Source organism: Acaryochloris sp. CCMEE 5410 (assembly GCF_000238775.2).
Taxonomy (GTDB): Bacteria; Cyanobacteriota; Cyanobacteriia; order Thermosynechococcales; family Thermosynechococcaceae; genus Acaryochloris.
Genome location: NZ_AFEJ02000001.1, coordinates 343,059 through 365,633 on the forward strand (window position 1 = coordinate 343,059; position 22,575 = coordinate 365,633).

19 protein-coding genes are annotated in these 22,575 nt (G+C 47.5%); 5 read left to right on the forward strand and 14 right to left on the reverse strand.

Going from position 1 to position 22,575, the window contains the following annotated elements; translation table 11 throughout:
- The first annotated feature begins 194 nt into the window (after positions 1 to 194).
- Positions 195 to 875 carry a hypothetical protein gene (locus ON05_RS01445; RefSeq protein ID WP_010473062.1) on the forward strand — a complete coding sequence of 227 codons (681 nt, stop codon included), beginning with the start codon at positions 195 to 197 and terminating at the stop codon, positions 873 to 875.
- 392 nt (positions 876 to 1,267) lie between these two features.
- Complete coding sequence (locus tag ON05_RS01450) at positions 1,268 to 2,932, forward strand: histidine decarboxylase (protein ID WP_010473064.1); 1,665 nt, start codon at positions 1,268 to 1,270, stop codon at positions 2,930 to 2,932.
- Between the two features lie 89 nt (positions 2,933 to 3,021).
- On the opposite strand, the gene ON05_RS01455 is transcribed toward ON05_RS01450, so the two are convergent.
- Positions 3,022 to 3,420, reverse strand: coding sequence for a hypothetical protein (locus ON05_RS01455; protein ID WP_010473066.1), 399 nt, complete (start codon positions 3,418 to 3,420; stop codon positions 3,022 to 3,024).
- Between the two features lie 300 nt (positions 3,421 to 3,720).
- Positions 3,721 to 4,446: a hypothetical protein gene (locus tag ON05_RS01460; RefSeq protein ID WP_010473069.1), complete on the reverse strand. Its 726-nt coding sequence runs from the start codon at positions 4,444 to 4,446 to the stop codon at positions 3,721 to 3,723.
- Between the two features lie 198 nt (positions 4,447 to 4,644).
- Here ON05_RS01460 and tnpC point away from each other — a divergent pair, with 198 nt between their 5' ends.
- Complete coding sequence (gene tnpC / locus ON05_RS01465; RefSeq protein ID WP_262562131.1) at positions 4,645 to 6,069, forward strand: IS66 family transposase; 1,425 nt, start codon at positions 4,645 to 4,647, stop codon at positions 6,067 to 6,069.
- Here tnpC and ON05_RS01470 read toward each other — a convergent pair.
- From ON05_RS01470 to ON05_RS01480, 3 genes are all read right to left on the reverse strand, one after another.
- Positions 6,054 to 6,359, reverse strand: a complete 306-nt coding sequence (locus tag ON05_RS01470) for a hypothetical protein (RefSeq protein ID WP_010482443.1) — start codon at positions 6,357 to 6,359, stop codon at positions 6,054 to 6,056. The two genes, tnpC and ON05_RS01470, sit on opposite strands and share 16 nt — an antisense overlap.
- 213 nt (positions 6,360 to 6,572) lie before the next feature.
- The gene (locus tag ON05_RS01475; RefSeq protein WP_010482441.1) at positions 6,573 to 7,538 is read right to left on the reverse strand and encodes a glycosyltransferase family 10 domain-containing protein; all 966 of its coding nucleotides are present in this window, start codon (positions 7,536 to 7,538) and stop codon (positions 6,573 to 6,575) included.
- A 494-nt stretch (positions 7,539 to 8,032) separates the two neighbouring features.
- A protein-coding gene (locus tag ON05_RS01480) for an IS1 family transposase (protein ID WP_262562132.1) occupies positions 8,033 to 8,834 on the reverse strand; the annotation gives its coding sequence in 2 pieces (ribosomal slippage) (positions 8,033 to 8,518 and positions 8,520 to 8,834; 801 coding nt in all).
- Positions 8,835 to 9,238: 404 nt separating this feature from the next.
- Here ON05_RS01480 and ON05_RS01485 point away from each other — a divergent pair.
- Positions 9,239 to 10,233 (forward strand): IS1 family transposase gene (locus ON05_RS01485; protein WP_262561043.1). Its coding sequence is split into 2 segments (ribosomal slippage): positions 9,239 to 9,695 and positions 9,695 to 10,233, totalling 996 coding nucleotides; the frame shifts between segments, so codons are not numbered across the junction.
- On the opposite strand, the gene ON05_RS01490 is transcribed toward ON05_RS01485, so the two are convergent.
- The 4 genes from ON05_RS01490 to ON05_RS01505 form a co-directional block, all read right to left on the reverse strand.
- Entirely contained in the window at positions 10,189 to 10,716 is a 528-nt protein-coding gene (locus tag ON05_RS01490; RefSeq protein WP_262561044.1) for a hypothetical protein, read from the reverse strand. The two genes, ON05_RS01485 and ON05_RS01490, sit on opposite strands and share 45 nt — an antisense overlap.
- Before the next feature lie 121 nt (positions 10,717 to 10,837).
- Complete coding sequence (locus ON05_RS01495; protein WP_262561045.1) at positions 10,838 to 11,377, reverse strand: hypothetical protein; 540 nt, start codon at positions 11,375 to 11,377, stop codon at positions 10,838 to 10,840.
- Between the two features lie 326 nt (positions 11,378 to 11,703).
- The gene (locus ON05_RS01500) at positions 11,704 to 11,961 is read right to left on the reverse strand and encodes a hypothetical protein (protein WP_029315032.1); all 258 of its coding nucleotides are present in this window, start codon (positions 11,959 to 11,961) and stop codon (positions 11,704 to 11,706) included.
- A 417-nt stretch (positions 11,962 to 12,378) separates the two neighbouring features.
- Positions 12,379 to 14,517, reverse strand: coding sequence for a serine protease (locus ON05_RS01505; RefSeq protein ID WP_010470120.1), 2,139 nt, complete (start codon positions 14,515 to 14,517; stop codon positions 12,379 to 12,381).
- A 182-nt stretch (positions 14,518 to 14,699) separates the two neighbouring features.
- Between ON05_RS01505 and ON05_RS01510 the strand changes: the two genes are divergently transcribed.
- Positions 14,700 to 14,834, forward strand: a complete 135-nt coding sequence (locus ON05_RS01510) for a hypothetical protein (RefSeq protein WP_255345074.1) — start codon at positions 14,700 to 14,702, stop codon at positions 14,832 to 14,834.
- A gap of 232 nt (positions 14,835 to 15,066) precedes the next feature.
- Here ON05_RS01510 and ON05_RS01515 read toward each other — a convergent pair whose 3' ends face one another.
- From ON05_RS01515 to ON05_RS01535, 5 genes are all read right to left on the reverse strand, one after another.
- Positions 15,067 to 15,900, reverse strand: a complete 834-nt coding sequence (locus ON05_RS01515) for a PAS domain-containing sensor histidine kinase (protein ID WP_010470118.1) — start codon at positions 15,898 to 15,900, stop codon at positions 15,067 to 15,069.
- Positions 15,901 to 16,267: 367 nt separating this feature from the next.
- A complete protein-coding gene (locus ON05_RS01520; protein WP_236618855.1) occupies positions 16,268 to 16,642 on the reverse strand; it encodes a hypothetical protein in 375 nt (124 codons plus the stop codon).
- A gap of 253 nt (positions 16,643 to 16,895) precedes the next feature.
- Positions 16,896 to 17,345, reverse strand: coding sequence for a response regulator (locus ON05_RS01525; protein WP_010470115.1), 450 nt, complete (start codon positions 17,343 to 17,345; stop codon positions 16,896 to 16,898).
- A 19-nt stretch (positions 17,346 to 17,364) separates the two neighbouring features.
- Positions 17,365 to 19,020: a GAF domain-containing hybrid sensor histidine kinase/response regulator gene (locus ON05_RS01530; RefSeq protein ID WP_010470112.1), complete on the reverse strand. Its 1,656-nt coding sequence runs from the start codon at positions 19,018 to 19,020 to the stop codon at positions 17,365 to 17,367.
- Positions 19,017 to 22,526 carry an NB-ARC domain-containing protein gene (locus tag ON05_RS01535; protein WP_010470111.1) on the reverse strand — a complete coding sequence of 1,170 codons (3,510 nt, stop codon included), beginning with the start codon at positions 22,524 to 22,526 and terminating at the stop codon, positions 19,017 to 19,019. The genes ON05_RS01530 and ON05_RS01535 overlap by 4 nt, the downstream gene beginning before the upstream one ends.
- Between the last annotated feature and the right edge of the window lie 49 nt (positions 22,527 to 22,575).

Below are 22,575 nucleotides of genomic sequence, written 5' to 3' on the forward strand. Positions count from 1 at the left end.
TATCAGTGGTTATATGGACTAGTCGCAACGTCGTTGTTTGGTCTGGTGAGACTTTGTTGTTGTTTGAGGGGTAAGTCTCCGCATTAGCTCAAAGGGTTTCAGTGTGTTTGACAAAGATGGATTTTTTACGGGGGATTAAGTTGTAAAAAACGAATGGTTTTCGACTTTGCTATTCTCTAGACGATGCAAGACATATGAATATCACTGATCGAGATTCAAATCCAATAGATGCAGAAGTTCTTCCATTATTGCTGGAGGCACGTCAATATCCCCCAGGTCATCACAAGCGGAAGCAATGTTTATCGAAAATAATTAGGATTATCCAAAAATCGAAAAAGCTTTGGTATGAACATACCCCATACTATGAAGATGCTCTACAGCTGACCTGGCTTTATTTTTGCCAGAATATTTGTGAAGAAGGTACCGGTAAGCAATTTGACCCAGATCGTAGTAGCATCATCACTTGGTTAAATCAGTATCTCAAATGGCGTTTGCGAGACTTCCAGATCAGCAAGGCTCAGTATCATGCCAGATTTTGTTTTCCTATCTCTTCAACTGGGGCAAATCAAGCTTGTGATGCCATGGCAAACCTTGCCGCTCCACCAGATATCCCTCCAATTTTAGAAGTGACCCGTCATTGGGTAGAAACAGATCCCACTGGAGAATTGCGTGGGTTGCATATCCTCAATCGTCCTGATGTTAATTGCCAAGTCTTGTTATTGAAGCGCATCTTCTCAGATATGCAATGGGATCAAATTTCTCAGGAGTTCGATTTGCCTATTTCTACACTGAGTAGTTTTTTTCAGCGACGATGTATGCCGGTGGTCAAGAAGTTTGGCGAACAGCAGGGCTTTCTTGATCATAAACACCCTTGAGACGTTATACCTGCATGGATTGGTAACAGTTCCTACACCCAAAAGGTAGGGCTTGATCAAAGTGTCTCTATCAAGGTGCTGATTCAATTCAGGGTAGCACTGGGATGTTATCTAGCTCTTCCAGCCGACGTCTAGCACCTCTGATGGGATGCAGAAGTAAACTGCTAGGGGGAGTGAGTGGCATGGTTACTGTGATTTGTGATGTCCTAAATTCACGATATACTGCCCCCTTTGCACGATTATTCCGTCGAGCTTAATAGGACTGGTGACTCGATCCAATCTAATAGGGGAAGGCTATATTTGGTGTATAACGCTCCCATGAATAGGGGTTAGGATCTGGGTTGACAATAAAGATCCTCGGTTCTGTGATGGGTGTTGAATGGGGAACATCTATGAAATCACAATGGCTATCCAAGTATTCGTTATCCTCTGCAGATGCAGAGCGATTAGACCAATTTTTTGATGATATTCAGAAAGAATCGAAGCTGTTTTTAGGGTATCCCTGTAACGGCATTTTTGATTACTCCCCTCTGTATCGATTTCTGCAATATCCCTTCAACAATGTGGGGGATCCTTTTCTCGCCAGTAACTATCACCTCAATACCCACGTTTTTGAATGTGAACTACTGGAAATTTTTCAAGACCTAACCCAAGCTCCCCCGGGAAGTACTTGGGGCTATATTACTAATGGTGGAACTGAGGGGAACCATTATGGTTTATTTCTTGCGCGGGAGTTAATGCCAGGGGGCATCGTTTATTATTCTCAAGATGCCCATTACTCCATCGACAAAGTTTTGCGCTGTCTGAATTTAGATAGCATTATGATTCGGAGTCAGCCGGATGGCTCGATGGATTTAGACGATCTGCGAGAGACCTTACGGATTCACCGGGATGTGCCAGCGATTGTGTGTGCCGCGATTGGAACCACTATGAAAGGGGCCGTCGATGATATTGCTGGAATTCAAGGGATTTTTCAGGATCTGGCTTTGAAGCGTCATTATCTCCATGCCGATGCAGCTTTGGGGGGGATGGTTCTTCCGTTTATTGATACTGCGCCTCCATGGAACTTTGAGGATGGCATTGATAGTATTGCCATTAGTGGCCATAAAATGATTGGTTCGCCGATTCCCTGTGGTGTGGTCTTGGCGAAAAAAGGTAATGTTGATCGAATTGCTCAAAGTGTGGAATATATCGGCACCTTGGATACCACTCTCAGTGGATCTCGGAATGGCTTTACGCCGTTGTTTCTTTGGTATGCCTTTCACACGATTGGTGTGGATGGGTTTAAGCAGATCGTACCGAACTGTTTAAAGATGGCAGACTATGCCATTACCCAGCTGAATCAACTTGACCGCAATGCTTGGCGACATCCCTATTCCAATATTGTGGTCTTTGATCGCCCTTCCCCTGTGGTGACTCAGCGATGGCAGTTGGCCTGTAATGGTTCTTTGACCCACCTGATTGCTATGCCCCATGTGGTGAAAGAACAGGTTGATCAATTGGTGGCTGATATTCAATCCTTGGAATCACCACCAGAACCTTCTTTAACTGATCTACCGGTCTGTGAAACGACTTTAGGGGAAACCAACGAAGAAATTACCCTGGTCGGTTCATCTGAAGAATATTTGCTGACTCAGATATCTGTGGCTTTGGCGTCAGCGGGAATTTCCATTGAAGATATTACGGCGGTTCAGGCCGCAGGGGGAAGCATCATCCAGCTGAAGGTGAGTGACCGGGCTCGGGCATTACAGATTTTGAATGAGCATCTAGATATTGGTCGTTGTCATGGTCAGTATCGACCCTTTAATACAGAAGCTGCGACTCAAATGCTGACTCAGGCAGATTATCAGACCGTTAGTCAAGATGCCCTGCTCGTGAAGCTGAATGATAAGCCTGGGGCCTTAGCGGAGTTGATGAAGAAATGTCGAGAACATGCGATCGCAATCCGTAGTGTTCGTCTTGTATGGCGAGGCCAAGGCAGTGCCCTAGTCGAAATCGCCTCGGATCAACATCAAATCTTGCAGAGGCTACTCGAGGAACAGGTGGTTATGCAATAGCATTGGGCAACACACAATCATCAATATCTCAGAGATGGGTATAAGCAATGGCACATTGACGGATCTTGTTAGCGGCCAAAAGGTCTGGGTTAAGGGGTTGTAGCGAGAGGCAGAATTTGCTGGTCAACCCAGTAGAGATCCCATGCCTGATTTAACATCACCGTCTTCATCGCAGCAAGAGCATCAGCAGTGGCTTCTGACCAATGCATCCCTCTGTTCTTCTGCCGTTTGGCAACAATCAAATCACACGCTTTCTCTGCATGAGCACTACCCATATATTGTCGTTGGAGGCGACGCTCATTGTAATTAACGATATAGGGTTTTCGAGCCTTGAGATAGTCAATCAATTCTTGGAGTTTGTTCTCGTTCTTGGTCTTAGGCCGACAGACTTCTAAAGCTTGAATAGCAGGGCCTATTCTTCCTACCCATAGAGAAGAGTTTAGCTTCCTTTTAAGAGCTTTTTTCTCTTCACGAGTCGAGCAAATCATCCCCGCAAAATCGGCACATTTTCGACGAAGATGATGCCAGTCGAGGAGCAGCTCTTTGTGAGTAAACTGACTCAGATCGGTCTCGAAATAATTGCGTAGCCACTTAGCGCCATCTCCTAAAAGGGCTATGCCTTACCCACAAGTGGATTAAACGCATATGCAGAAGCATTTTTGGTGCTAAGACAAATGTTTCAATATCCCGTAGATTGGCCTTTTCCACAGCATCGTCAACGACAGAATAGGGGTTCAACCTCCTCGCCGTGCCCACTAGGCATTCTCTGGGGCAAAGAATAAGGGGGGTTAGCTCACCTCAAGTCTTTTGCTGGTAAGTACTTCAGGACTTGTGGGTAAGGCATAGCCTAAAAGGGTCACCCATCCATTCAATCCAGCACAGAAGAATAGCATCAGAGAAAGTTGTTTGAGCACCAGTGAGCCAGTTGCACTCAAATAGCGAAACCCCTTAGTCGTCGCAATCCGGGCTACCCGAATCGTCAACCACTTACTCGCTTCTGGCTGACGAACTAAGATGTCATCCGTTGCTGCGATGGTCTGTTCGGGTTGAATTTCAGGACCCAAACGTCTTAGCTTTTCGGCTGGCCAGCAGGCAGCTTCATTGTTACGGGCTTGCAGAACCCGTTGCCAATCCTGATTTGTAACACCCTCAGGCGCTTTAGGATTGGGGGTGGCTAGAGCTTGCTCCACTGCAGCCGTCAGTTCGATTGGCCATGCGGCTCGATGACGAGGTGTTTTCGCCTCAATGAGATTGACCTGGAATTTGCTCAAGTCGCTTTGGTCCTCCCATTGCTCCACTTCCTTTGCTTCGGCAGCTCGGATCATGTCGCCATGCCGTTTCACTAGGACGCTCACTTCACTTCTAGAAATCACTTTGGGCTGTTGAGTTTGCCAGCTCAGTAACCGCTCGACGGTTCGGAAAGGTAAATCTTGCGGAAATAAACAGGCCCACTCTTGCAGCGTTCGAGTAATAATCGTTCCATGGTGCTCGGGTAATAGGTCGTTTCCGGGCATGATGTGTTTGTCAGTCTGCTGGTTGAAACACACTTGCCGTTGTAAGTGCAAAATGCCCAAGCGACAGGCAATCGTTACTGCCCAGGCTTAAATCATTGTGTTGAGAATGAAGGTATAACTCTATCTGAGACTATGTTTTAAGCACACCAGCAGTCAATCCGTACTCATTCGTTGAACAAGAAAGTCTCTGACCAGAAAATTAGTGAATCTGATATTCGAGCAATCTACCATCAAGGAGAGGATGCAGTTGTTGAGCTGGTCACCCTTCTTATTAAACGGATAGAGCGACTAGAAGAGCATCTTGGCAAAGATAGTCGGAACAGTAGTAAACCACCCTCAAGCGATGGCTTTGGGAAGCGGACCAAAAGTCTACGGGGTAAGAGTAAGCGTAAAAGTGGGGGTCAAAAAGGCCATCCCGGTAGTACCTTGGAATGGCGTGAAACCGTCGATGCCGTAGTGTTACATCCAGTCACTCAATGTCAAGGCTGTGGTGCCTCGTTAACAGAGGTCGCCGTCCTTGAGTATGAACTGCGCCAGGTTCATGAGCTGCCCTCCTTGTCATTACAGGTCATCGAGCATCAAGCAGAAGTCAAATATTGTGAGCACTGTCAAACCTTGAACCGGGGTAAATTCCCCAGCGATGTCACCAATGTGGTTCAGTATGGCAGTAATCTCAAAGGCTTGATGGTGTATTTGATGGAGGCTCAACTGTTGCCGTTTGAGCGCACCCGTGAACTGCTTAAAGACCTCTTGGGTTGTCAGGTTTCTGAAGGAACCCTGTGCAACACCCGTACAACCTGTGCCCAGCAATTAGAACCGATTGAAGCCCAGATCAAAGACGCTATTGAGCAAGCAGCTGTGGGACATTTTGACGAGACGGGGTTGCGAGTCAACAGCAAGTTGTGGTGGCTGCATGTCGCTTGTACGAGTGGATTAACCTACTACTTTGTCCATGCCAAACGCGGCACAGCAGCGATGGACGAAATGGATATTCTGCCAAACTTTACGGGCACGAGTATTCATGATGGTTGGAAGAGCTATGCCCGCTATGGTTGTACGCATAGCTTATGCAATGCCCATCATTTGCGCGAACTCCGATTTATTGTTGAACGCTACAAACAACCTTGGGCTGAGGAGATGATCTCACTGCTGCTAGATATCAAAGCTGAGGTAGAGCGGGCAAAAGCTGAACACTTAAGCGTTCTCGATGCGAGACAAGTCGAGGCGTTTGAGCAGCGGTATCGCCAAGTGTTAGCCGATGGATTCAAGCATAATCCAATGCCAACCGTCGATGAAAATGCACCCAAGAAACGAGGCAAGCAGAAGCAGAGTACACCCAAAAACTTGCTCGACCGACTTCGAAAGCACCAAGCTGCTGTCTTGGCGTTTATGTATGATTTTCAGGTGCCTTTTGATAACAATCAGGCTGAGCGCGATATCCGCATGATGAAGTTGAAGCAGAAGATATCGGGATGTTTTCGCTCCTTGGCAGGTGCCCAGCAGTTCTGCCGCATTCGCGGTTATATTTCAACTTTGAGAAAGCAAGATATCCCTGTACTGGATGCACTCAAAAGTATTTTTGCTGACAATCCTGTTAGACCAGTGCTTCAGCCTGGGCAGTAACAGGCAATCTTTTGACTAGCATAGCCATCAAGTTCCACAACATCTGGTCCAAATTGAGCACAGTACTCATCGACCTGCTGTTGGTCGAGTAGATCCCAATGAAGACATAACAAATGACGCATCATCTGTTGACCAACCGTGATAGTCTGCTGCTCTAGAGCGTCTAATGTATGCCCCAGAGACGGCTCATCTACTTCCAAGGTAGGGACAGGAATCCGATTCAATTCACTTATGGAGGATGAGGGAGAATCGTCTTCAACCCAACCAATAGAAATACACAAGTGACCCATCTGATGCCCTGCCAATAAGGATTAGAATGACTTTCTTCCTTACCCTATCAGTCTATTCCCAATGTATTTGATTGACCCAGACCTTTTGGCCGCTAACAGCCCAAGTCAGATCGCAGCATAAATTGAGTTAGTAGCACATCATGGAACGAATATTGCAAGAGGTCTACTGTAAAGGAATAGAACAACCCGCAAAAATTTATAAGTGGCCTATTTTTAGGAAAGAATTTCATTGATGCGTTCAATAATATTTACAAGCATTTTTTGATACTTATATTTAATTCTGTCACGATTATCAGCCAAGTTATTGTAAACACTAATACATAGATTCAAGCGTTCAATATACTCATCTTCAGTCATATTTTCAACAAAATTAAATATATCCTCATGTGGATAAAAATCGGCAACATCTATAAAGCTATTCTTAGGAAAAGTCTCATAGATGCGGTTGTATTTACCAAAATAAATTGGAAGACAACTTCCTGCAATACTGTCCCAAATTTTTTCAGTACAATAATAGTCAAAATTAGTATTTTCAAGACACAAGTTAAAATCATATTTCTTCAGTATATCTTGCTTTGAATCTAGCCAATTATCATTTCTTGATTCTCCAACTGACATGCCATTAGGCCAATCTTTTCCATATATGTCAACAAGCCCTTTTCGATAACCAGCAATACCTAAATTCTGGCGAATTTCTGTTAAATTAATATTGCGATTATCTTTAGTTAAGGTAAATTTTTCAGGCTGAGGAATATATGTGCTTAGAAAAGCAATACATCGCGTTTTATTCAAAAATGCTGAGTTATTAATCTTCTGTATTAATGGAACTTTTTCTCGAATTGCCCATGAGTAAATTGTATAATTACTAATATGAATATCGCCTGTATATACATTCATAATATAAAACTTTGGTAATATTGAATAAGACTTTAATTGAGCACAAAAATCAGTATTAAAGCGAGGCTCATGAGTCCAAAGGAGAATTGGATGATCACCGTATTTAATCATCAAATTTATTCTTTTCCGAATTCCTGGGTTTCGGCGAGTGATAAATAGATCACAATCGCTAGCACTATCAGTAAATTCAATATTGTGTTGTCTGAAGAAATTATTTGCTTTTGCATTATTAACTGCAAAAGGGGTATATTTCATTGAATCTAAACGATATAGTTTAATCATTAATAAACTTTTAATTACTTTAATTTAGTACTTTATAAATTAAATATCATTACATAACAATTCAGCATTGTTGTCATTCACTACATCGTAATGATAAGAAGACATCTTGCAAGGTGACCAAATCCAAACATGTCAATTGATCTTGATTCATCGACTATATCGTTTATTCACTAACGCTAACACTTTTGGCGCGAGTGGTTTCACGCCTGGTTGACTGACAAAAGTTAAATTACAAAACTTGAAACTTCTGCCAGATGTGGATTTAGAGCTGTCATTCAACTGCATATACAAACGTGTGAATCTGAAACTCAAGTTGATCTTAGCGTTTTCCATCTTGCTTGCGAGAAGCGATGGCCCGATCAGGATCCTTGTGAGTAATAAAACCCACAGAGCAAATTAACTGCCAGCACCTGGGTCCTGCGGCCTTGATCCACTCCCATCCAATGCGAAAATAACTATTGCAACGAAACCAATGGGTATCGATCGATTGTGCATCAACAAAGTGTGGGATAGGTGGCTAAATCTTGCCATTCCCAAGGATGCTCCGTCAGTCCAGCCCGTTGGGCAGCCGTGTTCTTGAATCGAGAGTGGCACCAGATCCAATTGAAATAAGTCAGCACCAGTCTTAATGTCACTGCACTCTGTTGCCAGACTTTACCAAACTTGTTCTGACGCCGATGCCAGCGCCCGGTCTGTTGGCGTAGTATGCCATTGGTCCGCTCTAAGCGCTGTGTCAGAGCTTTACTCACTTGATGGATCACCTCATCGGCTAATTGTCGTGAATACCCTTCCCAGCCATCGGTTTGCCAATGGTGACAGGCAGTTTTGCCTTCGGTATTCTCAATTAATTCTTGAGCGAGTTCGTCGGTATGTTTGCCAATACGGCCACTGAGCACCAAGCCACTGTCTTTGGCGAGACTCAACGCTATCCAGCAATCACCGACGCTCAACTCTTCCGGGTCACAGGGCTTTTGCTTTTTTGACAAAGGACCACAACTCATCTGCATTGATGACGTCAGTCGAAACGGCCTGAACGTCTTGGTTGTGAATCATTTGGGCTTTATGGCTCGCTGAACGAATCACACTCACACAAGGGTTGTAAGCCACACCTGTGATGCGGGATAGGCCTCTGAGGTTACTGCCTTCAGCATGAGATTGAAGGATGGTCTGGATGGTTTCAGAAGAAATCTGACGGCGATAATAAAGGGTATCAAAGGTCTCACTGAAGGTTTGGTGACAGTGGGGGCAACGGTAACGTTGGCTGCCTTTACTGGTTTTACCGTCAGAAGATAGGATAACTCAACTCCCTATAGGTTTAACAAACCCACACTTTTTTGATGCACGACCCAATTTTGAAAGCCTGTTTTTCAGACATTAATGGAGTCTCCTAGTTTGACATTTAGGCACAAGAATCCCGATTGCCTCGAAGAATCTTGGCGTAACGTCAGAAACGAACTAGGAACTCATATTGAAATTCCAAACAGAGTAATGTCTGCGTTCAATATAATCTCATATCCCTTCTTTTTTGAAATAAGTAAATCTGCTCAAATCACTATAAGTAAATCAGTTTGCAGACCATCCCATACATGACTATCTCTTGTCAGCTTTGGATAGTTTTTAGTCCTGCCTATTGTCCAGTTGGCACTGGTCTGTTAGCAGGATCTAGCTATAATGCTTCCGACGCAACCTAATGTAGATCAATGGAATGCCCATATTGTCTAAGCGAGAAGATCCTAAAGCGCGGCTTTGATAGCCTGCAAGATGGGACATTAGTCCAGCGATATCAGTGTAAGGATTGCAATCGGCGTTTCAACGAACGCACGGGTACCCCAATGGCTCGCTTACGCACCGCTAGTTCAGTAGTGAGCTATGCCATCAAAGCTCGCACCGAAGGGATGGGTATTCGTGCTGCAGGTCGAACTTTCGGTAAATCTCATACCACCATTATGCGTTGGGAAAAACGCCTAGCAGACCAAGCACAGAACTGGTCACCTCCCGCACCAGCAGCCTCTGATGTGACGGTAGAAGGGGATGAAGTTTACACGCGTGTAGGCAAAAATCTTCCCCCCAGCCAATCCCAGGGCTGGACCATCCATTTCCTTGAACGCGAAAGCCGCTATTGGTTGACAGCACAAGCTGGCCTCAAGGATGCACAACTTTTGCAAATGGCGTTTACTCAGCTTGGGAGTGGGTCAAAGCCTGTGATGGGATTCGATGGTTTACCGATGGTGAGAGGCGTTATGGACAAGAACTTTGGAAGCTCGCCAATGTCTATCTCAATGGTGAGGAGTGTCATCCTGACTATGGGCATCGCAAGGTTTGGCGAGAGGGGTTAGAAGTCGCGATGAAAGTTAAAGGGTCTCAGGGGAATCGGCGAGTAGAGTGGGTGAAAGCAGAGCATCCCTTTACCGCTATCAGTCTAGGGTCTGAGGTCCATGCCAATCATAATGAGGCTCACAATGCTGCCTTGAGGAGACGATGTAGTGCTTATCGAAGACGGCAGAATCTCTACGCTAAGAAGCGGTCGGGGTTACAGCGAGTGCTAGATGTACAACGCCTGATTCATAACTGGGTTAGACCCCATTGGGGGCTCAGTAAGCAGACCACACCAGCAATGGAGATGGGATTTTGTTCTCGTCCGTTGAGCACACTAGAACTCCTCACCAATAAAGGGTTTAGGTATGTGCCCTGTTAGTAGACCAGTGCCGTCCAGTTGATTGGAGTCTGGGGATGGTTGATTTGAGGGGGGTGTAACTTGCGGAGAAGAATTAGATTGAGATTTGATATTGTTAGAAGATGTCTCTAAATCCTTAATCTGAGTAGTAACTTGTTGTAATTGGGTTTGTAGTTGTGCCAACGTAGTTTGGTTGGACTGCAGGGTATCCGTTAAATTTCCGGGAACAGTCTTACGGAGGTCGGTCATTTGATGCTCTAGTTGCTCAACCTGATTAGCGAGACCTGGATCAATACCATTAGCCCTTTGCAATTCTTCTTGGTCTAATTTTTGCAAGTTAATTACTAACCAAGCAAATCCACCAACCGCCAATAGAATAAGTCCAATGATTAGCCCTATGAGGGATGTGGTACGGTTTCGTAGTTGTTGAACATCGCCATTGAGCTTAGTATTCTCAACTCTAATGTTTTGAACCGTCCGATCTAGCTCCGCATACTTTGTCAAATACGATGATTCATGGGATGACTCATAGAAACTAGGATCTGAACTAGATGGGTATGGTGGATTGCTCATAGGTTGTAGATGGTTTTTAGATGGACTTTTTATTATTTGGAAAGTACATGTGCTATTCAGTTCCCTCTGGGACTGGAACCACTGGCGGTGTCGTTGGTGCTCCTTGCGGATTGCTTGGGGGTGTGGGTTCCACCGGCATAGTATTTTCTGGTGTCATGGTCTCTGGAGGAGTAGGGACTTCTTCTGGGGAGGTCATTGTTCCATCGGGTTGTTCAGCCCCTCCTTCCATCGATTCATCCATATCATCCGTCGTAGAACTGTCTACTGGTGTTTCTTCTGACTCGGTATCAGAAGAATCCATCTCAGGAGCAGTGGAATCCTCAGGTTCTGAAATTTCGGGTTCGACACTTTCAGGCGTATCTGCAGCCCCTTCAACGTCAGATGAATTGTCAGATGAAGGAACAGTATCTGATTGACTAGTTCCTGAACAACGAGAGTTGAGAGGGAAGTTTTTACAGAGGATTTTCATTACCTCAGGAGAAAGTTCCTCTTCCTGGGTTTCACTCTCATCGACTTGTGCAACATGGGTATTCGTACTGGCTAAACCTTTAGTTGAATCAGGTGTGTCAGCTAGTGCAGGTAAACTTGCCATAAGGCTAGACATACCAATAACTGTTGAAACCAGCTGAATGGGAAAAAGAGATTTAAAATATTTCACGAAAATTCCTTCGCCTTCGTAGGCAGAACAATAGTTGGGTCGCAGGATGCTGTCCTTTATCCGTAGGACGACTGAGGACAAATACGATCCAGGTTGTGATGGATTATTTCTGGTAAATCAAATAGGAATATTGATTTGCACAGTATTCAATTACCAAAGTAGGTTGTGGGTTATGAATGATTTCTCCCACGATGGTTCAGCAAGCTAGGCTAGTCACCAGACTTATGCCATGTCAGTTTAAGACTGGCTAGTGAGGGTTCTTAAGGAGATGGTTCCTCAGAATTGTCAGGCGAGTTTTCTTCTTCATTAGGAGAAAGTGGTGCCTCAGAAGCAGGTGTTTCCTCTTGAACAGAGGGGGATGACTCTTCTTCTGATTGATTGAGTTCTGCCCCCCCTTGAGGAGACTCACCTTGGTTGACAGGCGGTGCAGGGATCTCTCGATTAGCCGTTTCACATGCACCCAAAATAGATGCCAATGCCATCATCAAAAAAAGAGGGACAAATCTAAGTTTCATCATGGATACCTCCTGACAAAACTACTGGATAGCAGTCTTGGTATATGGGCTATATTTCAGAGCCTACGAGGCAAAGGTGAATAATGTGAGAATTTATTGAGAACTCTTCAATTTGTGCAACGGAACCCATACAAAACTAAAGGGGTTGTCGATATATAGAGTGGTACTTGATGATCTGGAAGCGGTTGTTATTGTACAAACGATTTGCGCCACCCAGGTTTCTACTGTTGACTCCTAAGACAGTCTCAGTCAGGTCCTGGTCCTTTTGATACTTCAGACTTAGGGAGATTACAGCCCACGCCAGCCCCCATTTGCCCCAAGGATGATCAATTATATAAATCCCATGAAGCTCTGTTGGCGATCATATTTTGTGTTCGTGGCTGATGAACTTACCTGGCCTGCCATTTGGTTGATGGCTGACTATAGTTTATTTGCCCGTTCTAGCCAGTCCTTGGCACTGGACGGATCTCCCTGCTGTTGGTACAGCTTCGCCACCTGACGATAATCTGCCTTTGCCCCTGCACGCTGACCTGCTTTTTCTCTGGCGCTGCCGCGCATGATAAACCAAGACGTTTGAAAGGGCTGTAATTCAATCATCTTGGTATAGTCCGCGATGGCTTCAACGTAGCGTTTTTGCTTCTCGTACAGTTGCCCGCGACTCATATAAACCGATGTATCATTCGGTTTAAGGGTTTGCAGCTGACCATAGGCTGCAATTGCCCCCTCAATATCATTCTGATCTTCACTCAGGGAAGCAATCTGCTCATAGGCACGGGAATTGCGAGGATTAATCTTCGTGATCATCCGATAGTCCTGGAGTGCACCCTGGGGGTTGCCACTGTAACGGCGCACATGGGCACGACGATCGTAGGCTTCGACATTCTTTGGATTGAGCTTGATCAGCTGGTCATAATCTTTGAGAGCGCCCTGCTGGTCCCCTTGAATAAAGCGGGTACTGCCTCGTTGACTGAAAGCCAATACATTCTTTGGATCCAGCCGAATAATGGCGGAATAGTCTTGGATCGCGGATTGATAATCGGTCTGGGCCATATAAAGGGTGGCGCGCCACAGATAAGCCTGCAACCGATTGGGGTTCAGTTCAATTACCCGACTAAAATCCGAAATTGCACCCGCTGCATCACGACTCGCATTCCGATAGGCTCCCCGGAGCCAATAGGCTTGTTCGGCCTTGGGATCGAATTCGATTACTCGATCTAAATCTTGCAGAGCAGCTTGGGTTTGACCACTTGCGATCGCATAATTCGCCCTTGCTAAATAAAGGCGAGCTTCACGGGGCGAAGTGCCAATAGCCTGAGATAAGACGGCCCGAGCGCCAGCGTAGTCGCCCGACTGGGCTTTAATCGCGGCGTTAATCAGTGCATCATCAACGGGAGAGGGGGGCGGTGCATTGGCAGGTAGATGGGCCTTGAAGGTCATCCCTAAGGACTTGGCTTGTTTCAGAAATGATTCGATAGGAATCCCGAGATTAAACCCTGTTTTAATCCGAATATCGGTATTGATGGTTGAAGCTTCTAGGGCACTATCGACGTCTCCTCGCCCGTGAATGCCGATGAGTTCACCATTTCTATTGAAAACGCCACCGCCACTCATGCCCGGGAGGGTGCGGTTGGTGTAGATCATGGCATAGCCATCAGCAAAGCTGCGGCTGCTGCGGGCGGTAATTTTACCATCGGTAAAGTTATAGACGGGTTGAGTGATAGCCGCCGTTGTCATCGGAAATCCCGCTACGAAAACGGGTAACCCCTCGCTAGCGGTTTGCCCGTTGGCGAGGGAACAGACGCTGTAGGCGCGATCGCTTTGGAAGGTGACGACAGCAAGATCAATATCCTTTAATGGGCGCACCTGCAGTGCTGTATGTTGTTGCTGATCGTCGGTGGTAATACGGTAGGGGCTATCGGTTGCAGCCACAACGTGAGCAGCGGTTAGAAGAGTATAGGTGTTGCCTTGGCGCTCAATAATTACCCCCGAACCCTCGGTGATGCCATTCCCCAATCTAACGGTGACCTGCTTAGCTCGTTGGGCAATATTTCCAGTGGCCAGAGCAACGGGAGAAGTCCCCGTTGGTCGGTCGGTCTGGGGCAGGGCAATGGGCTGTGCTTTGGTTTTGCAAGTATCGGGATAAAGGGCGGCGATAGGCCCCGTGGATACGCCTTCTGGAACAGGAACCGCGGGACTACCTGGACCTTGGAGCGGTAGACCCGGTTTTTTGGTGACGACCTGACCTTCTACACGAACCCCATAGCCAATGCTGACATTATGACCAATTCTGACGGTGGCAGGCTGCGGTTCAGGTGGATTCGTCCCTGGGAAGGGGGACAGAGCTGCGGGTAGGGGTGCTGTGCTGGTGTGATGGTCTCCGACTGGCCTCTGGCCATCGCAGTTCTTGGATACGGTCTGGGCTTGACTGGAGGTTGGGGCTAGGAGTACTGGCAGCCCCAGTAGGCCTAGATTGAACAGCAGTAATCCCCACATTACCCCTCGATGTTGCTTCATAACCCGCTTTTGCTTTTGTACATCACCATAAAAATCCAGCGACATCTCAGTGCAGCTTTATACCTGCCTTTTCGCTGGATCTACAAGGCCATGATAGCCTTCCCATTGATGAACGTCCTGCCGACTCACCTCGTTTGCGTGAATTTTCTCGATTGGGCTGAAAAACACCTATCAAGTTTTTTGGTCTTCAGGAATTTTTTTCTGTAGCCCCTCGATACCTGGAGGATATGCCAGATTCTCGGCACCGTTGGTCCCCCCAAGTTAATGGGCATAAGAACCATTCAAAGCTTGGGTTAGAAAGCTCTGCAACTTTGGCCTTCCCCTGGTTTGTGAGCGAAAAACGGTTTGTCCTAGAGCAGTAAACTCATCCAAAGATCAAAGAAGGGGCAGCACCAAGGCGTCCCCCCTTGATTAGGCAAACGGTTTACTGACCATAATGAATTGGGCAATACAAAGGGACATTGGAAAGAAAAAGCTCAGGATAGTAATGATGCTATTAGAATAGGCCAGTAATTATCTAACGCAGGAGTGTAAGTACACGATGTTGTAGATTTTGGCCAAGCCCCTATTGTTATGAAACAACCTCAGTAGGCGCTAGCGGGGGATGGTAGGCAGTTCAACAGTAACGGTAGTTCCGGACTGTGGATCAGAGCTAATTCGCAAGTGTCCACCATGTTCTTCAACGATGCGTTGCACTATGGGTAGCCCTAACCCATTTCCTGTGGACTTAGTGGAATAGAAGGGCTGAAAGACCTTGGCTAACTGATCGTCAGGAATCAGCTCGCCCCAGTTATGAACATTAATGCAGACCCGATGGTTTTGGCTCTGTAGTTGAATATCAATTTCATCTCCAATACTGGATGCTTCGCAGGCGTTTGTTACAAGATTAATCAATACCTGCTTAAGTTTGTCCGCATTTCCCTGAATGTTAACTGGGTTACGCTTGGGGTTATAAGCCAATTTCTTATTAACCGCAGCAGGAATGGCTTGTAAGTTTTTGATACAGCTCGTGATTAGAGCGTTTAGATCTAGGGAGGTAGCGCTCAAGTTGTCAGGTCTGGTATAGAGCAAAATCTCATTGACGAGACGTTGTAACCGGTCCGCTTCATCTAGGGCGAAATCAAGCCGCAGTTGAAAAATCTCTGGCAAATTGAGATTTTTGAAAGACTGAAGGCTCATGAGTATTGTGGTCAATGGGTTCCGCACTTCATGGACAATCATGGTTGAGAACTTGCCTAGCTCTGCGAAGCGCGCATCCTCGGTTTGACGATTGCTTAAAAATGGTTGCCCTTTAGGGATTAGAGCATCTAATTGGGTAAACGCCCTCAGCTCAGACTGTTGTGTTTGGATTTGAGACTGATAGTCTCGACTGATGAACGGCTTACTCTGGGGTAAGGTCCGAGGTGAAAATGCCTGATATGTATTCATTGGAAAGATTAACCCACTGGAGAATAGAAGCATCGGACATATTAATCGTGCGAAGCACATCGTGTCGCAGTGTCAATCTGTTGTGAAGTTTGTCCAAGAGTCACTTGATTTTGCAGTTGGCCCTGACGATTGAATAGCTACACTGATGCTTTTACCTAGGTAAAAGCATGCCGATTGCTAGATTGATACACCTTTAGGATCCGCTGCTCCACCAGACAAAGGGGACTTCAATCTGTCTGAGAATTGTGATGCTGATGCAAGCACTGATATCCCTGGGGTAAGGAGTCGTTGTACCACTGATGAACGATTGAGACATGACACAGAGCTGTTGAATCGAGAGCTGCCACAGCTCTGTGAAAGGCCCTGACTAAGGGTCCGTCTTGGGTGTCTTGTCTGGAGACAGCATATTCAAGATCCGAGAAGAGAGATTGTCGCTACTTTCCATCATTTCATTGGCGAGTCCTTTGACTTCAGGATCATCAGATTTTAGGAATTCTGCTGCCATTTCAGAGATTTCCATCTGCATAACCAGCATTTCCATTAACTTCTTCCGCCTTTGGTAGGCTGGGCTGATTTCTTTCCGAAACGGAGAAGCAATCAAAAAGCTTGAATTGGGTTGGGTGGGTAAGTTGGACTGAGTTTTTTGTAAGGGGACTGCAGCAGCAGGAGCGGCCATACTTAATGCAATCAGTGAAGCAATGGAGCTAACTTTACCGGGGAGAGCCATTCTTTGAGATCTCATATACGGTGAACTGCACCCAATCTTCTATCTGCCTTTTCATCGAATGGGAAGATATTCCCAGTTCAAGCTAAAGATCGGTTGATAGATTGGTTGCGTAATCACCCTATCGGTTGCCCCTCCTAGGGAGTCTTTTAGTTTTTTGCAGGAGATAACAAAATCTTGCGGTTCGAAGGAAATGATCTGGTTAATGCAGAAATGTCAGAATTTTCTGTGTCTGACACTACCTTATTTGATGTTGTTTTGGCTGGGATGACTAGCTCAAAAAGGCATCAAATAGGTTGAGGGTTCGAAGGCGGAGGGTCGCAGCTAGGGCATCATACTGAATTTTGATGCGTAGCATAGAACGAACCCTTGCTCGCAGTTCTAGGCTATTGATGGGTTTAGAGATAAAGTCGTCTGCTCCGGCATCTAAGGATCGGGCTAGATCTTCTTTGGAGGTAAGGGCCGTGACGATGATGATGGGAATATGCTTCCAGTTGGGGTTGGCTTTAATCAGGCGGCAGGCTTCAATACCATCCATTTGTGGCATCATGACATCGAGCAGAATGACATCAGGCTGCAGGGAATCTAGCTGCTGAATGGCCGCTGGGCCGCTGGCCGCATAGGTCAACTGATAGCCTTCCCGCAGGAGTAACCCCTCGATCACGTCGAAGACCCGCTCTTCGTCATCAATCACAAGGATGGAATGTTGTTTGCTATCCATAATAATTCCTACAACATCGCTAAATCTGGAGGTGTTTAGTGAGCATCTGGGTGAGTTGCTCCATCTTTAAGGGTTTGGAGAGAGAGTCACTAAATCCAGCGGCGAGGAAGCGCTCTTGATCCTCAGGCATTAACAGGGCAGTCAGCGCAATGATAGGGGTATCAGGGAGATGGTTGCGAATTTGTCGAGTGGCTTCTAAGCCATCCATTTGGGGTAAGCGAATATCCATAAAGATTAAGTCTGGGATTTGAGTGGTGGCGAGGTCGATGGCGGTTTGGCCGTCGGTTGCGATCGCAACCCGGTATCCCTGTTCTTCCAGATAATCCGTGAGCAACAGAACAATAGCTTCTCGATCTTCGGCCAGCAAGATCAACGGCTCAGAGATATTCTGAGGTTGATGGGGCAAATCGGTAGGTTCTGCTTTTTCTGGGGGGAATTGAGAGCAGGGTAGCGTAACGGTAAAGGTGCTGCCTCTACCCACTTCACTCTCCACCTTAACGGTACCGCCATGGAGGTTGACGAGGCGTTGCACTAGGGTTAATCCTAACCCAGTGCCTGAATAGGGGCGTGCCCAGGAGCTATCCAACTGCACAAAGGGTTCAAAGATGTTGGAGAGTTCCGCCGGAGTAATGCCAATCCCGGTATCGGTAACGCTGACTTGGACTTGCTCAGCGTCTGCTGTCGCCTGCACAGATACTTCACCGTCCTGGGGCGTAAATTTGAGGGCATTGCTGATCAAATTCTGTAAGACTTGGCGAAGACGCAGCTCGTCTCCGGTGACCTCTGCTAAATCCGAGGGAATATGGTGGCTCAACGTAATATTCTGCTCCAGAGCCTGTGGCCGGACTATTGCTAGGCAGCTCTCAACCAAGGCACCCATTGAGACCCGCCCTCGCTCTAAGACCAAATTACCCGACTCAATTTTGGACAGATCAATTAAATCATTCAGCTGGGCTAGGAGGGTTTCACCACTCTCTTCAATGGTGCAAACGGACTTTAGTTGTTTGGGGTTGAGGGAACCGTAAACTTCCTCTCGCAGGACTTCTGCCAAGCCGATAATGGCCGTTAAAGGGGTGCGCAGCTCATGACTCATGGTGGATAGAAATTCATCCTTGAGCCCTGCTGCCCGCTTTAGGGCGGCATTGACAATCACTAACTGTTCACTCAGTTGCTGATACTGGGCATTGACTAATTGCTGACGTTGATAGAGCTGGTAGTTATCGATTGCGATCGCAGCCCGTTCTGCTAGGACCTCAGCGAACTGGACCTCTTCCTCTGTACAGCGATGGGGCTGTCGATAAAACGAACAGACGGTGCCTAAGACTTTCCCCATTGGGGTTTTAATGGGAATCCCCAGGTAGGCTGCATAGCCTGCGGGCATCTGCCCGATTGGATCATGAGCCGAATCCTCCACCATTAGTGTGGCCCCCTGTTCCACCACGCAATTGGTGATGGACCCATGCAAGTTCCAAACGGTTTCGGCATTGTCCATTTCCACGCTACTGGCCAGGATTTGATATTGCTCTCCTTGGCAGAGGGTGACGATGGACCAGTCGGTGCCAATCAGTTGGCTAATTCCTGAGACAACGGTTGTCAGATAAGCATTCAAGTCACTCTGGCGGTAACTCAGGGAGGTCAGGACTTCTAACAGGTGGAGAGTACGGTCGGGCGTCATGATTCAATCGCTCCCAAGCGGCGCAGCATCTGACGGCGCGATTCCGTGAGGCCCCGCGTTCCTGAAATATCTAGTCCTTCGTAGGGGCGCTCTAGGGACAGGGTGCCTAACGGTTGGCCAGATGCTACGGACCATAGCCGTAAGGTGCCGTCTTGTCCCCCACTCACCAAATACTGACTATCGGGGGTGAAAGCCACGGACCAGACCGAGTGGGTATGCCCTGTGAGGATCTGGAGACATTCCCCCGTCAAGGCATCCCAGAGCCGAACGGTGTTGTCCGCACTACCACTGGCAATATATTGCCCATCTGGACTGATCTGGACAGTCAAAGCAAGGCTATGATGACCTTTCAGGATTTGGTAACAGTCTACTGTGGAGAGATGCCAAAGTCGGATCGTCCGGTCTTCACTGGCCGTTGCCAGGATATCTCCAGCGGCACTGACAGACCAAACGGTGCCCGTATGTCCGGTCAAAGTGTGGCGACAGTCACCAGTGCCCATATCCCATACTTTAATGGTTTGATCCGCACTACTACTGATCAGCAAATTGTCGGAGAAGGTAACGGATAAGACCCAACTGTCATGGCCAGTGAATGTCCTAAGGGTGTGGTGATTAACGACATCCCACAGCCGAATCTGATGGTCAGCACTGCCGCTAGCGAGGGTCTGACCATCGGGGCTAAAGGCAATTGTCCAAACCGGGCCACTATGGCGAGGGGCCATGGTCAACTGCCGCCCGGTTCCAGGCTCCCAGAGCTGGACGGAGCCATCTTCTCCACCGCTGGCAATCCGTTGACCATCGGGACTAAAAGTGACCTGGCGAGCTGAGGATTGTAGATGGCGCTGCCGACAATGCTGCTGATTTAGATCCCACAGCCTAACCACATGATCGGTACTGCCGCTAGCAACGGTTTGACCATCTGAACTGATCGCTACAGACCAAACCGCATTGGTATAGCCTTGAAGGGTGCAGAGTCGCTGTAGGTCCTGCTGTAGCTGCCAGACTCCTAGGGTTTGCTTATCACAAGCTAGAAGCAGACCATTCTGACTAAAGTCGACGGCCCAGATTTGACGGTCGTATGTGGCCTGGAACTGCAGCAGTTCTCCGGTGGGAACCCGCCAACATTTGAGGAATTGGCGATCGCCTGCCCCTAATATTTCTCCATCCGCACTAAAAGCCATTGACCATACAGACGTTAACGCCTCAATCACATGAATGCACTTTAGGGTTCTTACCTGCCAGAGACGAATTGTTTGGGCATCGCTGCTGGCTAAATATTGGCCATCGGGACTCACGGCAATACAGGTAATGGGTAGGGAATGCCCGGTAAAGGTGGCTAGGAGCCCAGAGGTTGGATGCCAAAGCCGAACTGTTTGATCGGCACTGCCGCTGGCTATCCATTCCCCCTCTGGATGGTAGGCAACAGCAGTGACGCCATCGGTATGCCCAGAGAGGATGTGGATACAGTGTCCCGTCGTCACATCCCAAAGGCGAAGGGTGCAGTCATTACTGCCACTGACCAGGGTTTGACCATTGGGGTTAAAGGCAATGGACCAAATCCGATCCTGATGGCCGCTGAGGTTCTTTTGTCCCTGCCCCTGCTCCAGATCCCAGAGTGAAATGGTTTGATCGAAGCTGCCGCTGGCGAGGGCTTGACCATTGGGGCTAAAGGCAATGGACCAGATGGGTTCTGGATGGGCCTGGTAGGAACATAACAGCTTGCCATCCTGAATTCGCCAAATTCTGGAAATGCCATCGGTATGGGCAGTGGCGACCCATTCGCCGTTGGGGCTAAACGTGGCGTCACAGATATCGCCAAAGGTCTGGGTGAAGACGCTTTTAGCGATATCAGCATTTTTAAAGCTCCCATGATGGAGATTAATCCCTTGGAGATAGGCTTGCCAAACGGTGAGTCGGGAAAAGTCATAGCCCGTGAGATCGATATTGAAGTACACCAGCAGATTAAGAAGATTGCCTGCAGCATAGCTGGGCTGGGACGAGAGTTGCGACAGTATCTGCTTAAAGTGAACTTCAATCTGGGCGGGGCTGCCCAGTCTCTTTAGAAGCCGTTCGGCTATCGGGGCCAACACCAAGCGAATTTGGCAGTCGCGCAGATAGTCTGGGTTGTTCGCTTTGATCAGGGCATGGGAGTAGAACAGAGACGTCTCAGGCAGGGGCAGATTAAGGAGTTCTGTACTGACGGTATCAATCAAGCGATCGCAAACATACTCCATAATCACGGGCTGTAGGGTCAGCTCAAATACGGTACTATCCCGTTCCAACAGTGAGCGACGGTCAATGGATTCGATGGCTTCTAGAAGATGAGCTGAGGGAACGAGAATGTTAGCTTGGAGAGTTTCGAGCGAGAGGGGGGCACGTGCGATCGCAAGCCAATACAGAACCTGCTGTTCTAAGGAAGATAGCCTTGCAAACTGTTGATCCAGCAGGAGACGGATTTCACTAAAAGCAATTTGTTCTTGGTCGAGAAATCCTTGGATATCGCCCCCAAAGAGATCTTGGATGGCGGTGGCGACAATTTTTAAGGCCAGGGGATTACCCTGATAGGTTTCAACTAGCTTACCAGCGGCGGAATTGAGATGGGTAAAGCCTTTTTGACTAAGAAGTTTCTGACCCGTCGATGCTTCTAAGCCCTGTAGCAGGTAAGTACGAACGGGTAGGGCTTCCCCTTCAAAGGCTGCGATTCCTTGGGGTTTTTCACGGCTGGTGAGAATTAAACAGCTCTGATGGTGGGTGCTGGCGATTTGGTGTAACAGCTCCCCATACCCTTGAAAGTCAGACTGATACCGACCAGCGGGACGACCGCGCTCCAGGATGGACTCTACATTATCGAGAATCAACAGACATCGAGACTGGCGCAAGTAGTTGATTAGTTCAGCGATTTGGCCATCCAAGTGCTGGGGTAGGTCAGCCTGCCGTTGCCCAGACATGACTTGCAGGTAGTCCAGTAACAGCATCTCGATGGGGGGAGCATTACGCAGGGACCGCCAGATCAGGGTTGTAAATTGATCTTGGACTTGCTGGGCCAGTTTGACGGAGAGGGCCGTTTTTCCCATGCCCCCCATGCCCAGCAGGGTAACTAAACGACAGCGATCCGTGACGATCCAGTGGCTGACGGTTTCTAAAGCCTGATGGCGGCCATAAAAGGGAGTGATATCGGGTGCTCCACCCCAATCCTGTTGGGCGGGGATGGTCTGGAGGGGTGAAGGTTGCTCACAATCCTCTTGCGACAGGTCGAGGTCTAAGCCATAAAATAGAACTTCCAGGGTGGTGAAGTCTACAGTTTCTTGGCGCAAAATCTTGCGGACAGTGGTAGGGTGCAAGCCCTTGGGATCAATCATTTGAATCTGCTGAGCAATGCGGGCGGCATTATGTTTTACGCCCGTTTGGGCTTCTAAGGTGAGTAACCGTTGCTGCAGTTTCTTCATCCCGATTGGCGTCAGAGAGAATCCGCGCTGACGCTGGGGTGCAGAAGATTGATCATCCATACTGACTAGGGTACTGCTCTGGGGGCATTACAGACACTGCTAGTGACAA